12 protein-coding genes are annotated in these 15,691 nt (G+C 35.4%); 4 read left to right on the top strand and 8 right to left on the bottom strand.

Annotated elements, in window-relative coordinates; translation table 11 throughout:
• Nucleotides 1–5 precede the first annotated feature (5 nt).
• From leuD to leuA, 4 genes are all read right to left on the bottom strand, one after another.
• Nucleotides 6–608: a 3-isopropylmalate dehydratase small subunit gene (gene leuD, locus A9G36_RS00950; RefSeq protein ID WP_065568790.1), complete on the bottom strand. Its 603-nt coding sequence runs from the start codon at nt 606–608 to the stop codon at nt 6–8.
• A gap of 13 nt (nt 609–621) precedes the next feature.
• Entirely contained in the window at nt 622–2,022 is a 1,401-nt protein-coding gene (gene leuC, locus A9G36_RS00945; protein WP_065568789.1) for a 3-isopropylmalate dehydratase large subunit, read from the bottom strand.
• Between the two features lie 156 nt (nt 2,023–2,178).
• Nucleotides 2,179–3,258 (bottom strand): 3-isopropylmalate dehydrogenase, encoded by a 1,080-nt coding sequence (gene leuB / locus A9G36_RS00940; RefSeq protein WP_065568788.1) that lies wholly within the window; start codon nt 3,256–3,258, stop codon nt 2,179–2,181.
• Between the two features lie 67 nt (nt 3,259–3,325).
• Nucleotides 3,326–4,873, bottom strand: a complete 1,548-nt coding sequence (leuA, locus tag A9G36_RS00935) for a 2-isopropylmalate synthase (protein ID WP_065585271.1) — start codon at nt 4,871–4,873, stop codon at nt 3,326–3,328.
• A 463-nt stretch (nt 4,874–5,336) separates the two neighbouring features.
• Between leuA and nfsB the strand changes: the two genes are divergently transcribed.
• Both nfsB and ettA read left to right on the top strand, forming a co-directional pair.
• Nucleotides 5,337–5,981, top strand: coding sequence for an oxygen-insensitive NAD(P)H nitroreductase (nfsB, locus tag A9G36_RS00930; protein WP_065568786.1), 645 nt, complete (start codon nt 5,337–5,339; stop codon nt 5,979–5,981).
• A gap of 417 nt (nt 5,982–6,398) precedes the next feature.
• On the top strand, nt 6,399–8,066 hold the full coding sequence (gene ettA, locus A9G36_RS00925; protein ID WP_065568785.1) for an energy-dependent translational throttle protein EttA: 1,668 nt from the start codon (nt 6,399–6,401) through the stop codon (nt 8,064–8,066).
• A gap of 92 nt (nt 8,067–8,158) precedes the next feature.
• On the opposite strand, the gene A9G36_RS00920 is transcribed toward ettA, so the two are convergent.
• The 4 genes from A9G36_RS00920 to A9G36_RS00900 all read right to left on the bottom strand — a co-directional run bounded on the left by A9G36_RS00920 (nt 8,159) and on the right by A9G36_RS00900 (nt 13,429).
• The gene (locus A9G36_RS00920) at nt 8,159–9,787 is read right to left on the bottom strand and encodes a DUF2813 domain-containing protein (protein WP_065585270.1); all 1,629 of its coding nucleotides are present in this window, start codon (nt 9,785–9,787) and stop codon (nt 8,159–8,161) included.
• A 15-nt stretch (nt 9,788–9,802) separates the two neighbouring features.
• Nucleotides 9,803–10,606 carry a lipopolysaccharide core heptose(I) kinase RfaP gene (gene rfaP / locus A9G36_RS00915; protein WP_065568784.1) on the bottom strand — a complete coding sequence of 268 codons (804 nt, stop codon included), beginning with the start codon at nt 10,604–10,606 and terminating at the stop codon, nt 9,803–9,805.
• The gene (locus tag A9G36_RS00910; protein ID WP_034943548.1) at nt 10,599–11,723 is read right to left on the bottom strand and encodes a glycosyltransferase family 4 protein; all 1,125 of its coding nucleotides are present in this window, start codon (nt 11,721–11,723) and stop codon (nt 10,599–10,601) included. Before A9G36_RS00910 ends, rfaP begins: the two co-directional genes overlap by 8 nt.
• A 779-nt stretch (nt 11,724–12,502) precedes the next feature.
• Entirely contained in the window at nt 12,503–13,429 is a 927-nt protein-coding gene (locus tag A9G36_RS00900; protein WP_065568782.1) for a TIGR01212 family radical SAM protein, read from the bottom strand.
• Nucleotides 13,430–13,768: 339 nt separating this feature from the next.
• Between A9G36_RS00900 and A9G36_RS00895 the strand changes: the two genes are divergently transcribed.
• Complete coding sequence (locus tag A9G36_RS00895) at nt 13,769–14,407, top strand: nitroreductase family protein (protein WP_034944694.1); 639 nt, start codon at nt 13,769–13,771, stop codon at nt 14,405–14,407.
• Nucleotides 14,408–14,420: 13 nt separating this feature from the next.
• Complete coding sequence (locus A9G36_RS00890) at nt 14,421–15,617, top strand: FTR1 family iron permease (protein ID WP_034943543.1); 1,197 nt, start codon at nt 14,421–14,423, stop codon at nt 15,615–15,617.
• Nucleotides 15,618–15,691 lie beyond the last annotated feature (74 nt).

The raw sequence follows: 15,691 nt of genomic DNA, 5'->3' as shown, positions 1-15,691 counted from the left end.
TAAAATTAAGCTAAAAAGCTTGGAATTTTATGTTCAAAGTCGCTAATTGCATCTTCATGTTGTAGGGTTAAGCCAATATTATCTAACCCATTTAACAAGCAATGACGTTTAAAAGCATCAATTTTAAATGAATATTGCTTATCGCCGGCAATGACCACTTCATTAACTAAATCGATGGTAAATTCAACGCCTTCATTAGCTTCGACAATTTTAAATAGCTCATCGATATCTTCTTCGGATAAATTAACCAGTAATAACTGATTGTTAAATGAGTTATTATAAAAAATATCGGCAAAACTTGAACCAATAATAGTTTTAAATCCATAATCAGCAAGTGCCCATGGAGCATGTTCACGAGAAGAACCACAACCAAAATTTTCACGTGTTAATAAAATACTGGCACCTTTATAGCGGGGTTTATTCAAGACAAATTCAGGGTTAGGCTGTTCGCCAGCATCATCTAAAAAGCGCCATTCATGAAAGGCATGTTTACCAAATCCAGTGCGTGTTACTTTCTGTAAAAACTGTTTTGGAATGATTGCATCTGTATCAACATTAGCCGCATCCAAAGGAACGACTAGCCCAGTATGTTTTGTAAATTTTGCCATGACAAGTCTCTCCTTAAAATGGTTTGCGAATATCTGTAAAATGACCAGTAATAGCTGCGGCTGCTGCCATAGCAGGACTAACTAAATGTGTTCTAGCATCGCGTCCTTGGCGACCTTCAAAATTACGGTTGCTGGTTGATGCGCAGCGATCTCCCGGGGCTAATTTATCATCGTTCATTGCAAGACACATAGAGCAACCTGGTAAGCGCCATTCAAATCCTGCATCAATAAAAATCTTATCTAATCCTTCGGCTTCAGCTTGTTCTTTCACTGGTCCTGAACCAGGTACAACTAATGCTTGTACACCTTCAGCAACTTTACGGTCTTTAGCAATTTGCGCAGCAGCTCGTAAATCTTCTATACGTGAGTTTGTACAAGAACCAATAAATACTTTATTGATCTTAATATCAGTCATTTTGGTACCAGCGGTTAATCCCATATAAGCTAATGCACGCTCAGCAGAGTGTTTTTCAATAGGATCAGCAAAATTATTAGGATTAGGTACTGTTGCATCAATTGAAGTTACTTGACCAGGGTTCGTTCCCCAAGTGACTTGTGGTGCGATATCTTTTCCTTCTAACGTCACAACTGTATCAAAATGTGCACCTTCGTCGGTTTTTAGCGTTTTCCAATAAGCAACCGCTTTGTCGAAGTCTTCACCTTTTGGTGAAAATTGGCGATCTTTTAAGTACTCAAAAGTGACTTCATCTGGTGCAATTATGCCAGCTTTAGCTCCCATTTCAATTGCCATATTACACAACGTCATGCGTCCTTCCATTGATAATGATTTAATAACATCACCACAAAATTCAACTACATGACCTGTACCGCCAGCACTGGTTGTTTTGCCAATGATAGCTAAAATAATATCCTTAGCGGTAATGCCATCAACAACATCTCCTTTAACTTCAATTTTCATAGTTTTAGCTCGACCTTGTTTTAAGGTTTGAGTTGCTAATACATGCTCAACTTCGGAAGTACCAATACCAAAAGCTAATGCACCAAATGCGCCATGTGTTGCAGTGTGCGAATCACCACACACAATAGTCATACCCGGTAAAGTCATACCTTGCTCAGGACCGACTACATGGACAATACCACGTAGTGGGCTTTGTAAATCATATAACGAAACACCAAACTCTTTGGCATTTTTTGCCAGTTCAGTTAATTGAATGCGAGCCATTTCGCTGCAAGCATTTAAATCATTACTTTTGGTTGAAGTATTATGATCCATAGTTGCAAAAGTCTTATTGGGCTGGCGAACTTTACGATTCATTGCACGCAGGCTATCAAAGGCCTGTGGAGAGGTGACTTCATGAACTAAATGACGATCAATATATAAAATAGGCGTTTCATTTGGAGCCTCATAAACGACATGCGCATCATATAATTTCTGATACAGTGTTTTTGACATTGCAGATTCCTTATTATTTTTTACAACTGGTATTAGTTTTAAACTTTGACATTATTTACTAATACTATAATTAATTGAATTAAAAAGGATACAAGGAGCAGTTTATTCTGCATACTTGAGTATCCCTTTACTACACATTTAACATAGCTAATTCAATTAAATAAGCTTACAAATAATATCTCCCATTTCATCAGTTGAAACAGGTTGTTCTTTTTGTGCAAGATCGATAGTACGATAGCCTTGCTCTAATGCTTTATTTACTGCTGTTTCGATAGCTGAGGCAATATTATCACGTTTAAAGCTATAACGGACTAACAAAGCTAATGACAAAATTTGTGCTGCAGGATTAGCAATATTTTTACCAGCAATGTCAGGTGCGCTACCACCAGCAGGTTCATATAAGCCAAAGCCTTGTTCATTAAGACTAGCAGAAGGCAACATACCCATTGAACCAGTTATCATGGCACATTCATCGGATAATATATCTCCAAATAAATTTGAGCATAAAATAACATCGAACTGAGACGGATCTTTAACAAGTTGCATTGTGGCATTATCGATATACATATGCTCAAGTTCAATATCAGGATAGTTTTTAGCTACTTCATTGACCACCTCGCGCCACAAAATTGAGGTTTGTAAAACGTTGGCTTTATCAATTGAAGTTACTTTTTTGCGACGTAAACGTGCAGCTTCAAATCCCATTTTTGCAATACGTTCTATCTCAAAACGATGATAAACTTCAGTATCAAATGCTTTTTCTTGAGCACTACTACCTTCACGTCCTTTAGGTAATCCAAAATAAATACCGCCAGTTAATTCGCGCATACATAAAATATCAAATCCACGCTCAGCAATATCGGTGCGTAATGGGCAAAGATCTTCTAAGCCTTGATATAAACGAGCAGGGCGCATATTAGCAAATAATTTGAAGTGTTTACGTAGTGGCAATAACGCACCACGTTCAGGTTGCTTTTCAGGTGGTAAATTAGACCATTTAGGACCACCCACTGAACCAAATAAAATAGCGTCAGCTTTTTCACAGCCTTCAAGTGTTTCATTAGGTAATGGGCAACCATGAATATCAATTGCTGCACCACCCACATCATATTCACTAGTAGTAATAGAAAGTTGATATTTTTGGCGGATAACATCTAATACTTTATAGGCCTGTCTCATTACTTCAGGGCCAATACCGTCGCCGGGAAGTACTGCAATATGGTAGTTTTGTGACATTTTTTATTCCTTTACAATCTAAATTAATTTTCATGTTTTGCTGTTAAACGGCAAAACAAATTATTTTTTAGTCATGATGTAATTTTTGTTTTTCTTGTGCAACTTGATTTGCTCTATATACATTATTCAATACATTAATTAAAGCCAAAGCCGATGAGTGAACAATATCAGTTGCAAGCCCCACACCATGGAACTTACGACCTTTATATTCGGCAACAATATCAACTTGTCCTAAAGCATTTTCACCTTGTCCTTTAGAAGCTAATTGATATTTTACAATCGAAATAGGTTCGCCAGTAATACGGTTGATAGCTTGATAAACAGCATCAACAGGACCGTTACCCGTTGCAGCATCAGAATACTTTTTATCACCAATTAACAAGCTAACCGAAGCGGTTGAAACAACCGTCGAACCTGATTGAACATTAAAATAATCTAAAACATAATGTTCTTTTTCATCTTTTAATTGATTGATAAATATTAATGCCTCTAAATCATAATCGAATACTTGGCCTTTTTTATCAGCTAATTCTAAAAATGCCTCATAGACTTGATCTAAGTTATAATCTTTATCGTGATAACCAAGTTCTTCTAAACGATGTTTAACGGCGGCTCGTCCTGAGCGAGAGGTTAAATTTAATTGGATTTGATTTAATCCGATTGATTCAGGGGTCATAATTTCGTAAGTTTCACGATTTTTTAAAACCCCATCTTGATGAATTCCTGAGGAGTGGGCAAAAGCGTTACTACCAATAATTGCTTTATTACTTGGAATTGGCATGTTAGTAATTTGGCTAACAATTTGGCTGGTACGATAAATCTCTTGATGATTAATATTTGTGTGAACGTTTAAGATATTTTGACGAACTTTAATCGCCATAATAACTTCTTCAAGTGCGGTATTACCCGCACGTTCTCCTAAACCATTCATCGCCCCTTCAATTTGCCGAGCACCTTCTTGAACCGCGCTAATCGAGTTAGCCACCGACATGCCCAAGTCATCATGACAATGAACAGAGATAATCGCTTGATCAATGTTCGGGACACGTTCAAATAGGGTACGAATAATGCTACCAAATTGATAAGGGACAGTATAACCGACAGTATCCGGAATATTGATCGTTCTTGCCCCTGCTTTAATTGCTGCTTCAACGATACGACATAAGTTATCAATTGGGGTACGGCCTGCATCTTCACAAGAAAACTCCACATCATTAGTATAATTACGTGCACGTTTAATACAGTGCACAGCTCTTTCAATGACATCATCAAATGTCATTTTTAATTTATCTTTAACATGTAAGGTTGATGTTGCCATAAAAGTATGAATTCGAAACTGATCTGCAACTTTTAATGCTTCGGCAGCAACATCAATATCTTTATCAACACAACGAGACAGTGCACAAACACAGCTATCTTTAATGGTCTTAGCAATCGTTTGAACTGATTCAAAATCACCAGGAGATGAAACAGGAAAGCCAACTTCCATCACATCGACCCGCATTCGCTCTAAAGCAAGCGCTATTTGTAACTTTTCTTTAACGCTCAAACTTGCTTGTAACGCTTGTTCACCGTCACGTAATGTAGTATCAAAAATAATGACTTGATCGTTCATTGTTCTTCCTTTTATATATTTTGGCGCTAGCTCGGTATTTCAAGTTATAAAAACAAAAAAACCCGCACTTTAGCGCGGGTTCTTGTTTATTTGTTGAGCTGTTTATTAAATAACTTTTTTACTCCACACACAAGCTATCCGCGCAAGTTGATGCGAGGAGGAAACTGAGGTCGAGTAATAAATAGCTAATAAACATAAAAATCTCTATTTATAAATTCAATGAAAAACTAAATTGGTGATATTTTTATCAAATGATGATGATTGTGTCAACGATTATTTCCTCCTGTATTAATAATTTTCAATAGAAGAATACCTATTAACATAGTCTGCATGTCATTTTAAAAAATATAATCAGTTTGATTAGCACTTAAGTATCAAAATGAAACTATTAGATTAATAAGTTGAGCTAGGAATAATTCTAATTATAATATAAATTATTTTTACATCTTAATGGGGACAAACTATGAACATTGTGGATATTTCCGAAAAACGCTACACAGCTAAACATTATGACGAAACACAAAAAATCCCAGCCGATAAAATAGAACAATTATTAACCGTATTAAGAAACAGCCCATCATCAGTTAACTCACAGCCATGGCATTTTTATGTTATTGATAATAACGCTGCAAAAAGTAAAATTTTACCGGCTATTACTGAATTTAACCAATCTAAAGTCACTGGATCTTCACACACTATTGTCTTTTGTATCAAAACCCCATTAGATGAAGCACATTTAGTTAACCTGCTTAATCAAGAAGAAAAAGATGGGCGCTTACCTACAGCAGAATTAAAACAGGCTCAAGACCAAGGAAGACGCTATTTTGTCCAATTAAATAGTGCAACACCCGAATCGCAACAGTGTTGGGAAGGAAAACAGGCGTACATTGCATTAGGACAATTACTTTTTGCTGCGGCAGCGATTGGTATCGATTCAACAGCCATTGAGGGATATAATTCTGAAAAAATGGATGAAATCTTAGATCTTAAAAGCAAAGGACTTAAAAGTATTGTTGTTGCCACATTAGGTTATCGAGCCGAAAATGACGGTAATGCCCATCGACCAAAATCACGCTTACCGAAAGAGCAACTTTTTACGTTTTTATAAACAAGAATAACGTTTTCAAATTACCCCACTTAGTAAAGGTGGGATATCTTAAAATAGCTTTATATTATTTCTGATGATAATTTTTATATTGCTTGAATTTATGCTCCAACACTTGTCATTATTCTGGGGATAAAATTTTAATAAAAAAGAATTAATCATTATATTTTTGAGTATAGAATAAATAGCCTTTGTTAAATTTTTCAATTTTATAAAATTAAGGATATTTAAAGAGCCAAGATATGCATTCAGATTGGATTTGAGCAATTTTATATAAATCTACAGTTAATATTATTTAATTACTCATATTATTATAAATAACCCTAGACCCAATACTCAGAATCATTACAATATACGCTATCAATTACACATCAGCTGATGTGATTTGCTATTTTAAACAAAATTAACGGATGATGTTTTATGGCGCAATATGTTTATACCATGAATCGCGTAGGGAAGATTGTTCCCCCTAAACGCTATATTTTAAAAGATATTTCTTTAAGTTTTTTTCCGGGTGCAAAAATTGGTGTACTCGGTTTAAATGGAGCGGGTAAATCCACTTTACTACGAATTATGGCGGGTGTTGATACCGAAATTGAAGGCGAAGCACGCCCACAACCTGATATTAAAATTGGTTATTTACCCCAAGAACCGAAATTAGATCCTAAACAAACTGTGCGTGAAGCCATTGAGCAAGCGGTTAGTGAGGCTAAACAAGCATTGGCTCGATTAGATGAAGTATATGCCGCTTATGCTGATCCTGACGCCGATTTTGACAAATTAGCCAAAGAACAAGCGGAGCTTGAAGCCATTATTCAATCGCAAGATGCTCACAATCTGGATAACCAGTTAGAGCGAGCCGCTGACGCACTACGTTTGCCAGATTGGGATGCGAAAATTGAAAATTTATCAGGTGGTGAACGCCGTCGAGTAGCAATTTGTCAATTATTACTTGAAAAGCCTGATATGTTATTAATGGATGAACCGACCAACCACTTAGATGCCGAATCGGTAGCATGGTTAGAACGATTCTTACATGACTACGAAGGTACGGTTGTTGCAGTAACTCACGATCGCTACTTCCTAGACAACGTTGCAGGTTGGATTTTAGAACTTGACCGTGGTGAAGGCATTCCATGGGAAGGCAACTACTCATCTTGGCTTGAACAAAAAGATCAGCGCCTAGCGCAAGAAGCCTCGACCGAATCGGCACGTCGTAAATCGATCGAAAAAGAACTCGAGTGGGTACGACAAAATCCGAAAGGGCGCCAAGCAAAAAGCAAAGCCCGCCTAGCTCGCTTTGAAGAACTCAACAGTAACGATTACCAAAAACGTAACGAAACTAACGAGCTCTTTATTCCAGCTGGACAGCGTTTAGGCGATAAAGTGATTGAAGTAAGCAATCTAACTAAATCGTATGGCGATCGTGTGCTGATTGATAACTTATCTTTTAGTATTCCTAAAGGGGCAATTGTTGGCATTATTGGTCCAAATGGAGCAGGGAAATCAACCCTATTTAGAATGCTATCAGGCAAAGAACAACCTGATACAGGTACGATTACTTTAGGTGAAACAGTGCAACTTGCATCAGTTGATCAGTTCCGTGACAGTATGGACGACAAAAAAACAGTTTGGGACGAAATTTCAAACGGTCAAGATATTATGCGTATTGGCAATTTTGAAATACCAAGTCGTGCTTATGTTGGTCGTTTTAATTTTAAAGGCGTTGATCAGCAAAAGCGTGTAGGTGAACTTTCAGGGGGTGAACGTGGACGTGTACATTTAGCTAAATTATTGCAAGTGGGAGGTAATGTATTACTACTTGATGAACCAACCAATGATTTAGATGTTGAAACGCTACGCGCACTTGAAAATGCATTATTAGAGTTTCCGGGGTGTGCTTTAGTGATTTCGCATGACCGTTGGTTCTTAGATCGTATTGCGACCCATATTTTGGATTATCAAGACGAAGGTCATGTTGAATTCTTTGAAGGTAACTTTACCGAATACGAAGAATGGAAAAAGCGCACATTGGGTGCTGAAGCATTAGAGCCTAAACGTGCTAAATATAAACGAATCTCCAAATAGAATTAATTTTTATTTTATTCCGCCGATTTATATTGGCGGAATAGTTTTATCTTCTTGATAGCTATTTTAAATATTTTTCAAAATGTAATTATCTAAACTAACCCTTTAGATGAACTAATAATTCTTGAAAAAGTATCCATTAGCAAACGAGGTATAGCGTTTATACTACGTGATTTTGCATCATCACAAATGGCAATCGCAAGATCAGGTTTTGAACTTTTATGAATTGCTTTTTGAATAATTTGATGTACAGGCAGATCAATATGCTGTGTTGTATTATAAGCGGCAAGTTTATAGACATGACTAAAACCATGTTTAAATAAAAAGTTTTCAATGTCTCGCGCAGGCAAAACCGTTAAGTAATCATCAGGATTTTTATCTTCACCACATAACGATTTTACCGTATCGGCATATTTTTTACCCGCCATATCCCCATCAGTAATTACATACCAATGAATTCCCATTTTATTGGCATATTTTATAAGCGGTTTTAAACCACACTGAGCAAACTCAATAAGCTGAACTCCCTCTGAACTCAGATGATAACCACTTTGTTCAGCTAGTTCACGTAACAACCACACTTCGGTTTCGCCCTCGACTAACAACCAACATCGTGCAAATAAGGCATTTGATCGGCGATAAAGAATATGAAACGCAATACGGCGACTATCACTAACGCTTAATGAATGAGGTTCAATGTATTTGGCAATAATTTTATCTGGCAGACGAATTAAACGATAAAGGTTTTCTAATGAAAATAACGATACCAGATCACTTGAGTTAGACGTGATAATTTTTTGTGTAGGGAAGTTTTTTAGTAAGCGAAATGCAACGGATAAAATGATTGGATGTAACAAACTTTCAGGCTCTTCTAAAATTAAAATAGGCATTGAACTTTGTGAAAGTGAATAATTTCCTTTAGCACCAATAATAGAGCCAAAAATGCCTAAAAATACAGTTCGTAAATAATCATTATCAAGATTATCCAAGACGTCATTAATTTGTTCCAAAACATTCCAATCTTCTGTTCTTGGTGTACTTTTGGCATTTTTTTGTTTGTAATGATTGCGGTGCGCTTGATCGACAAAATAATACTCTATTAATGATCGTGCAGCTTGTAGGCCTCGAGCTAATTCATCTTGGGTTAATTCGGCTGAATGGGCTTTTAGTTGGTTTGAAAGTTGGCTAATGTAGTGTTCGTATAATGGTTCGTTAGTAACCGTTAATTGCTCAGGATTAATTGCGTTTTTAAGTGTCATTACTGGATTTAGTTTGATTAATGTTGCAATTAATAATTTTTCGTTTTCTATATTAAAAGGGTTGCCTTGTGCATTAAGCAATTTATGTTGTGTTATTATTTGGTTATCTTGTTTATTAGCAGAAATTTGATAAGTGATTCGATGCAGATTATCTTGGTGTGATTGATACGAAACCGAGCTTAATGGCTGATAATCTTGATTATTTAATTCATGTAAATGCGATTGGCAATAAGTGATTTTAATAATAATATTATCGCCATAACATTGGTATCGGTCATGATAAAAATCAGAATCGACAAATTGATAAAAAATGTTATCCAGTGATAACAATTGCAAAGCGCTGATTAAACTTGACCGCCCCCAACGATTTTCACCCATTAGTACGCTAGAACTTGCATTTAATTTTAAAGATAGTTGACTAATACCTTTAAATCCGGAAATATCAATTTGTTCAATAAACATAGTGTATCCTTATTGTTAAAGATGATACTTTTCTGTCCTTTTACGAATTCGTTCAACTTTTCGATGCATGCTAGCTATTAGCTTAGATTCATTGCGCAAAATTGTTTTTAAAGGCTGATTAAAATACACTTTCAAAAAACGCCAAATATCACGATCGGTTAACCCAATATTCATGGCTGAAAAATAAAGCCCGATTAAATCTTTATCACGCCAACGAACAGGAACTGTTTTACGGATCTGAGCACGGTGTAAATCAATTACAGATAATTTTATTTGCTGATGATTTTCAAAAAGCGGAATATCAAGCAAAAAATGGCATAAATAACAATCACGATGATTAACCCCAGCCACATGCATTTGAGCAACCATTTTTGCCAAATAAATGACTAAAGAACGCTTCATATGATAGCTAGGAGGGTTAGTTAACCACGATTTAGTCAAATCTTCTAAACTAATTGTCGGATTAAGATCTTTTGTCACAATAAATGAATGACGAGTCAGCGGATTTATCCCTTTACGACCAAATGCTCGCCCATCCATCGTATTAACACCAACTTGCTCCAAACGCTCAATCGCATCCCACTCCTGTTTGGCATCTAAAACAGGTAAACGTAACGAAATGAGATTTTTAACAATCTCTTTAACAGTTGTACCACGATGAATTTTAATAAAATACGATTCATCATCAAGCTCAAAATTCAACGTTTTACGTTGTTTTACTGCACGATAAATTTTCCCCGATATTAACTCAACTTCTGCAAATGGATCTTTACCAGCCCATAATTGCTCAAAAGGTGATTTTAGCTTAATTTCATTCATGATTATCACAACCTAAAATAATCTTTGCAGCACGCTCTGCTAAGTGGTATAAATCAGCCGTTTTACCATAATGTATTGCATTGTAATGCCATGTTAATAACTGATCGTGATTTGTTATGGCATTTTTCACGGTCTCGTTTAACGCTGATTGTGCAAAAGGCTCATCAAGCACAACACCAGCATTGGCATCATCAATATGATAAGCATAGCCCGAAATGCTTGACACAATCACAGGCACCCCAGCGGCTAACCCTTCAATAAGCACCATACCGGCTGCTTCTTGTCTTGCTGGATGCAATAGCAAATCTGCCGCAAACAAAAAATCAGGGATATCATTACGACCGGCAAAAAAACGTACTTGATGCTCAATGCCGAGTTGCTTAGCTAGTTTTTGATAAGCCTCAGGGTTATCCTGCCCCACAACTAAAAAAGTCACTTTTTGTTTTAAATCGCAAGGTAGTGCAGCAATGGCGGTTAAAGAACGATCTACCCCCTTACGCTTAAAATCTGATCCAATTTGCACAACAACAAAATTATTCTCATCAATTTGATTTGCCAGTCTAAATTGTTTACCTTTAGCACTTGATTGAGAATGATATTGGCGATCTTTCGCAATACCAGGTGGTAATAGGTAAAAGCGTGATGGATCAGTATGGTAATAACGCTCAAAGTCACTGATTTGCTGTTTTGTTAGTACCATAACTTTGGTTTGGCTTTGTTGATTAAATACCGCATTTTCAAAAGCTAAATAGTGCTTACAGCGTTTTGACAATTTATACAAAAAGCCTTTGTGTGAAACCTTTTCGGCATAACAAGTATCGCCTGCAAAATAAACATCCAAATCAGGCATTTTATTAAAACCAACCACACAATCAACTGGATTTGCTTGTAAATGAGCCTTCACCCAATGGTAATAAGATTGATTACGACTATGATTGGATAAGCCCTTTTTAGATACCAAAATAATGTCAAACCCACAAGGTACATCGCCTTGCCAATCCATAACATAAACACGAACATTATGTCCTAGATTTTGACAAGCTTTGGCTATTTGCAAAAAATCACGTTGCAAACCACCAAACTGGAAATATTTATAAATACAAAAAGCCAATTGCATGCAGATTGCCTCAAGTTTGAAAGGAGTATTATATACTTGTCGATAAGTAAGGTGCAAAATAGATTTTTTGTTTGTTTTTTATAAGTCATAATTATTTATGATCTTATCAGAGCTCATTATTTGCTTTCATCAAGCGATTAGGAAATAAAACTTGTCTTAAGCAAGGTCATTATTCAATACAAATTTTTGCACAGATAATTATATAGTCGCCTAAATAAAGGCTACATGATAGCTTGATTTTTTAAATATCCAGTTAAAAATAGATATCAATATTATTGTTTATTAATAAGTTAAAATGAAAGTGTAGAAGAAAATAATAGTATATCAATTTAAACAATTTCTACTTTTACCTTGAATGAAATCTAAAATTGAAATTGACAATCATGTTGTTAAAGTTGATGAAATAAATATCACCCTGTTAGGTTATAAAAAACAAAATATTCCTTAAAAAATATTAGTGCATCTATAGCATATAGGTATTATAACGTTAAAAGGCTATTAATAGGGGCCGCATTAATTCTTTTGGAAGTTAATGCGTTTTTCCATGTTATTTCATCATTTGAAGATTTCTGGGCACTTATTTCTTTGCCATTAGGATTATTTATATTTCTTAACAGTATTATTTTAGGATTAATTATACAACGTAGCGGAAATGATTATTTTACTTCCACTTCGTTTATTGAACAAAAAAAATCACATAAAATTAAATTAAGCTTTAATGAACCATACTATTATCTTTAATAAATTAAATATAAAAATACAGTTTATTCTATAAGTTACTACAATTTAAAACAATAACTATCGCCAATAGCACTACCTTGAGCACCAAACTGGCGTAAATTGTGATCAACGGCGTTCATCGATTGCCAATGGTTTTCACACCAATCAGGGGCAAGTAAAGTTGGTTTTCTGGCATTAGCTGATACGCGATGATACAAAATATTAGCTGGAGTTTGGCGAATGATATCGCCAGCAATATCGACATATTCATCTAATGACAATACAGCAATCCGCCCGGCTCGCCAAGATTTTGCCATAATACTGCCTTCAACAATATGTAAAGGATGCAGTTTCAAACCATCCACGCCACTTTCAAGCACACGCTCAAGGGTTATAAAATTATCCTGTTTGGTTTCTTTGGGTAAACCAATAATTAAGTGAGTACAGACCTTAATGCCAAGCTTACGTACTTTTTGAACGGTTTGATAATAATCATCAAAAGTATGCCCTCGGTTAATATCGTGCAAGGTTTTGTTATGAGCAGTTTGCAAACCGAGTTCTAACCAAACTTCATAGCCATTGGATTGATAATGCGCAAGCAAATCAAGTGCTTCATCAGGAACACAATCAGGACGAGTACCAACACAAAGCCCAACAATATCTGCACTATTCAGGGCTTCTTCGTACATATTTTTTAGAATTTCAACCTCAGCGTAGGTGCTTGTATAAGCCTGAAAATAAGCAAGGTATCGTTTAGACTTTTTCATCTGTTTGGCTTGTGAGGTTAATTGTTCAGAAATTGATTTAACCTGAATAGATTCATCAATGATTGAGGCAACATTACAAAAGGTACAACCACCTTGACCAATAGTACCATCTCGATTGGGACAGCTAAATCCACCGTGCAGAGTAAGTTTATAGATTTTTTCGCCATAACGACGTTGTAAATCGGAACCGAATGTATTAACGACTAAATGGAGTTGCATAATCAGATAAAAATAAAATTTTGTTTATTTTACGAAAATAGCAAACTTACTTCAAGTAATGATAATATTTTTAATATAATTACTTTTGTAATCTATAACAATTTTAGGGTTGTTACCATTATTGCTTTTAACTACATGTTGTTAAATATATATGTAATTATATGATTAAAATTTTAATTTTTTAGAAAAATTAACAAAACAAATTTTATGTGTAACTGTGTGATATTAAATGATTTTTATGCGATTATTGGTAATAAATGTGATTGTTTATATTGATAATTATTATTATTAGCAATAAGATGTTTGCACTAAATAATTACAAAAATGTCAGAGGTTGCTATGCCGTACATTATTCGTAACTTAGTTGTTGCTTTATTCTCATCAATATTCTTAATGTCTTTTTGTTATGCTGATATTAGATTACCAACACCTCAGACTAGTGGGGGAATGAGTTTATTTGAAAGTTTAAAAAATCGGGGATCAACCTCTGGTGCAGGTTTTCCTATGGGTCAAGTTTCAGATAATGAACTCTCAACTGTGCTTTGGGCTGCGAGTGGTTTAAATCGTGGGGATAAGGGGTGGACAGTCCCAATGTTTAAAGGAAAACCACCTTACGTACGAATTTATGTAGCTAGTGAAAAGGGTTCTTATTTGTATGAATGGGAAGGACACTATTTAAAAGAAATTAATAAAAAAGACATTCGTGCCAATATTGGTCTACAAGCTTTTATTAAGCGCGCGGCTTATTCACTGGTTTTTGTTGCAGAAGAAAGTGCATTTAAAGATGTAAAACCTGAGCAAATTAATAATTTTAGTTATACTGCTGTAGGTGCAATGAGTCAAGACATCTATTTAGCTGCTGCAGCTTTAAAATTAAATGCTCGTTATATCCATTCTATAAAACCAGCAGCTATACGCCAAGAATTACAATTATCTGAAGGCGATAAACCGCTTGCTATGTTTATAATAGGAAAATAAGAAGGTATAAAGTGTGGAGAGATTTTTAACACTTGCTTTGCTCCTTATTGGAAGTTTAATGGCTTTGGTTCCATCATCTTATGCTGCCGAAAAAAAGTATGAAAGTTGGAATGCTATTGTTGACGAAATGGACACCATCTTAAATGATGCTTATGATATCTATTTTATGAAAGATGTTGAACGTGCTAAAGCTCGAGTTAATAATGCTTATTTTGGCTTTTATGAAAAGCATGGGGTTGAGCGTGCGGTTATGTCTTATATTTCGGGTAAACGGGGAACCGATACCGAATATCAATTTGCCAAAATTAAGCGCTTAATGACAGATGGTGCGTCGAACAAAGTTGTTAGAAATGAAATTGATACTATTTTAAAAATGTTACATGAAGATGCTAACGAACTAGATGGTAAGCAAGAGAGCGGTTGGAGCATTCTGTTAGCTTCGTTTATTATCATTTTTAGGGAAGGACTGGAAGCGATTTTAGTGATTGCGGCAATTTCAGCTTATTTGGTTCGTTCTGGTCATCTTGCCATGGTAAAAGTAGTTTATATGAGCTCACTTGTAGCTATTTTTGCCAGTATTTTAGTGGCAATTGCTCTTCATATTGTGTTTGATATTAGCGGGGCAAATCAAGAAATCATGGAAGGAATTGCTATGCTCCTTGCAACAGTCGTACTATTTTTTATTAGTAATTGGATGTTTTCAAAGGCAGAAGCTGAGGCTTGGAAAAGCTATGTTGAAGAAAAAGTACAAATTGCAGTGTCATCAGGTAGTCGCTTTGCCTTAGGTTTTGCTGCCTTTTTAGCTGTTTTTCGTGAAGGAGCTGAAACGATCTTGTTTTACCAAGCAATGCTAGTTGATGCTAAAGAACATATGGATATGGTTTGGTATGGACTAGCTATTGGAACGATAATTCTTGCGATTATTTTTGTCGTTATTCGTTTTGGTACCATGAAATTACCAATTCGCCCATTCTTTATTGGTACTAGTATTTTAATGTATATCATGGCAATAGCTTTTGCCGGTGGTGGAGTAAAAGAATTACAAGAGGCAGATATGATTCCAGTCACCTCTGTTGATTTTATACATTCTGTCGAAGTTTTAGGTATTTACCCAACGGTCGAGACATTAGTTCCACAAATAATTATGGTATTTATTGTGGTAGTTTCTGTCATGTATTACAAAGCTAAACATAGTTGTAAAAAGCAATAATTATTAATATTGCCTATTTGTTTAAAATTGCATAAATGCGGATTTAAGAACTGAGTTGTGTTAATGCCAAAAAA

Origin of the sequence: Gilliamella sp. Choc6-1, assembly GCF_001690385.1 — a bacterium.
GTDB lineage: Bacteria > Pseudomonadota > Gammaproteobacteria > Enterobacterales > Orbaceae > Gilliamella > Gilliamella apicola_A.
The sequence above is the reverse complement of the archived record's forward strand: the minus strand, read 5'-3'. Positions and strand labels throughout refer to the sequence as shown.

Coding starts and splice junctions, on each gene's coding strand:
- nfsB (WP_065568786.1), top strand. CDS start 5,337: ATGAACATTGTGGATATTTCCGAAAAACGCTACACAGCTAAACATTAT.
- A9G36_RS00900 (WP_065568782.1), bottom strand. CDS start 13,429: ATGCAACTCCATTTAGTCGTTAATACATTCGGTTCCGATTTACAACGT.
- rfaP (WP_065568784.1), bottom strand. CDS start 10,606: ATGAATGAAATTAAGCTAAAATCACCTTTTGAGCAATTATGGGCTGGT.
- A9G36_RS00920 (WP_065585270.1), bottom strand. CDS start 9,787: ATGTTTATTGAACAAATTGATATTTCCGGATTTAAAGGTATTAGTCAA.
- ettA (WP_065568785.1), top strand. CDS start 6,399: ATGGCGCAATATGTTTATACCATGAATCGCGTAGGGAAGATTGTTCCC.
- A9G36_RS00895 (WP_034944694.1), top strand. CDS start 13,769: ATGCCGTACATTATTCGTAACTTAGTTGTTGCTTTATTCTCATCAATA.
- A9G36_RS00910 (WP_034943548.1), bottom strand. CDS start 11,723: ATGCAATTGGCTTTTTGTATTTATAAATATTTCCAGTTTGGTGGTTTG.
- leuA (WP_065585271.1), bottom strand. CDS start 4,873: ATGAACGATCAAGTCATTATTTTTGATACTACATTACGTGACGGTGAA.
- leuC (WP_065568789.1), bottom strand. CDS start 2,022: ATGTCAAAAACACTGTATCAGAAATTATATGATGCGCATGTCGTTTAT.
- leuB (WP_065568788.1), bottom strand. CDS start 3,258: ATGTCACAAAACTACCATATTGCAGTACTTCCCGGCGACGGTATTGGC.
- leuD (WP_065568790.1), bottom strand. CDS start 608: ATGGCAAAATTTACAAAACATACTGGGCTAGTCGTTCCTTTGGATGCG.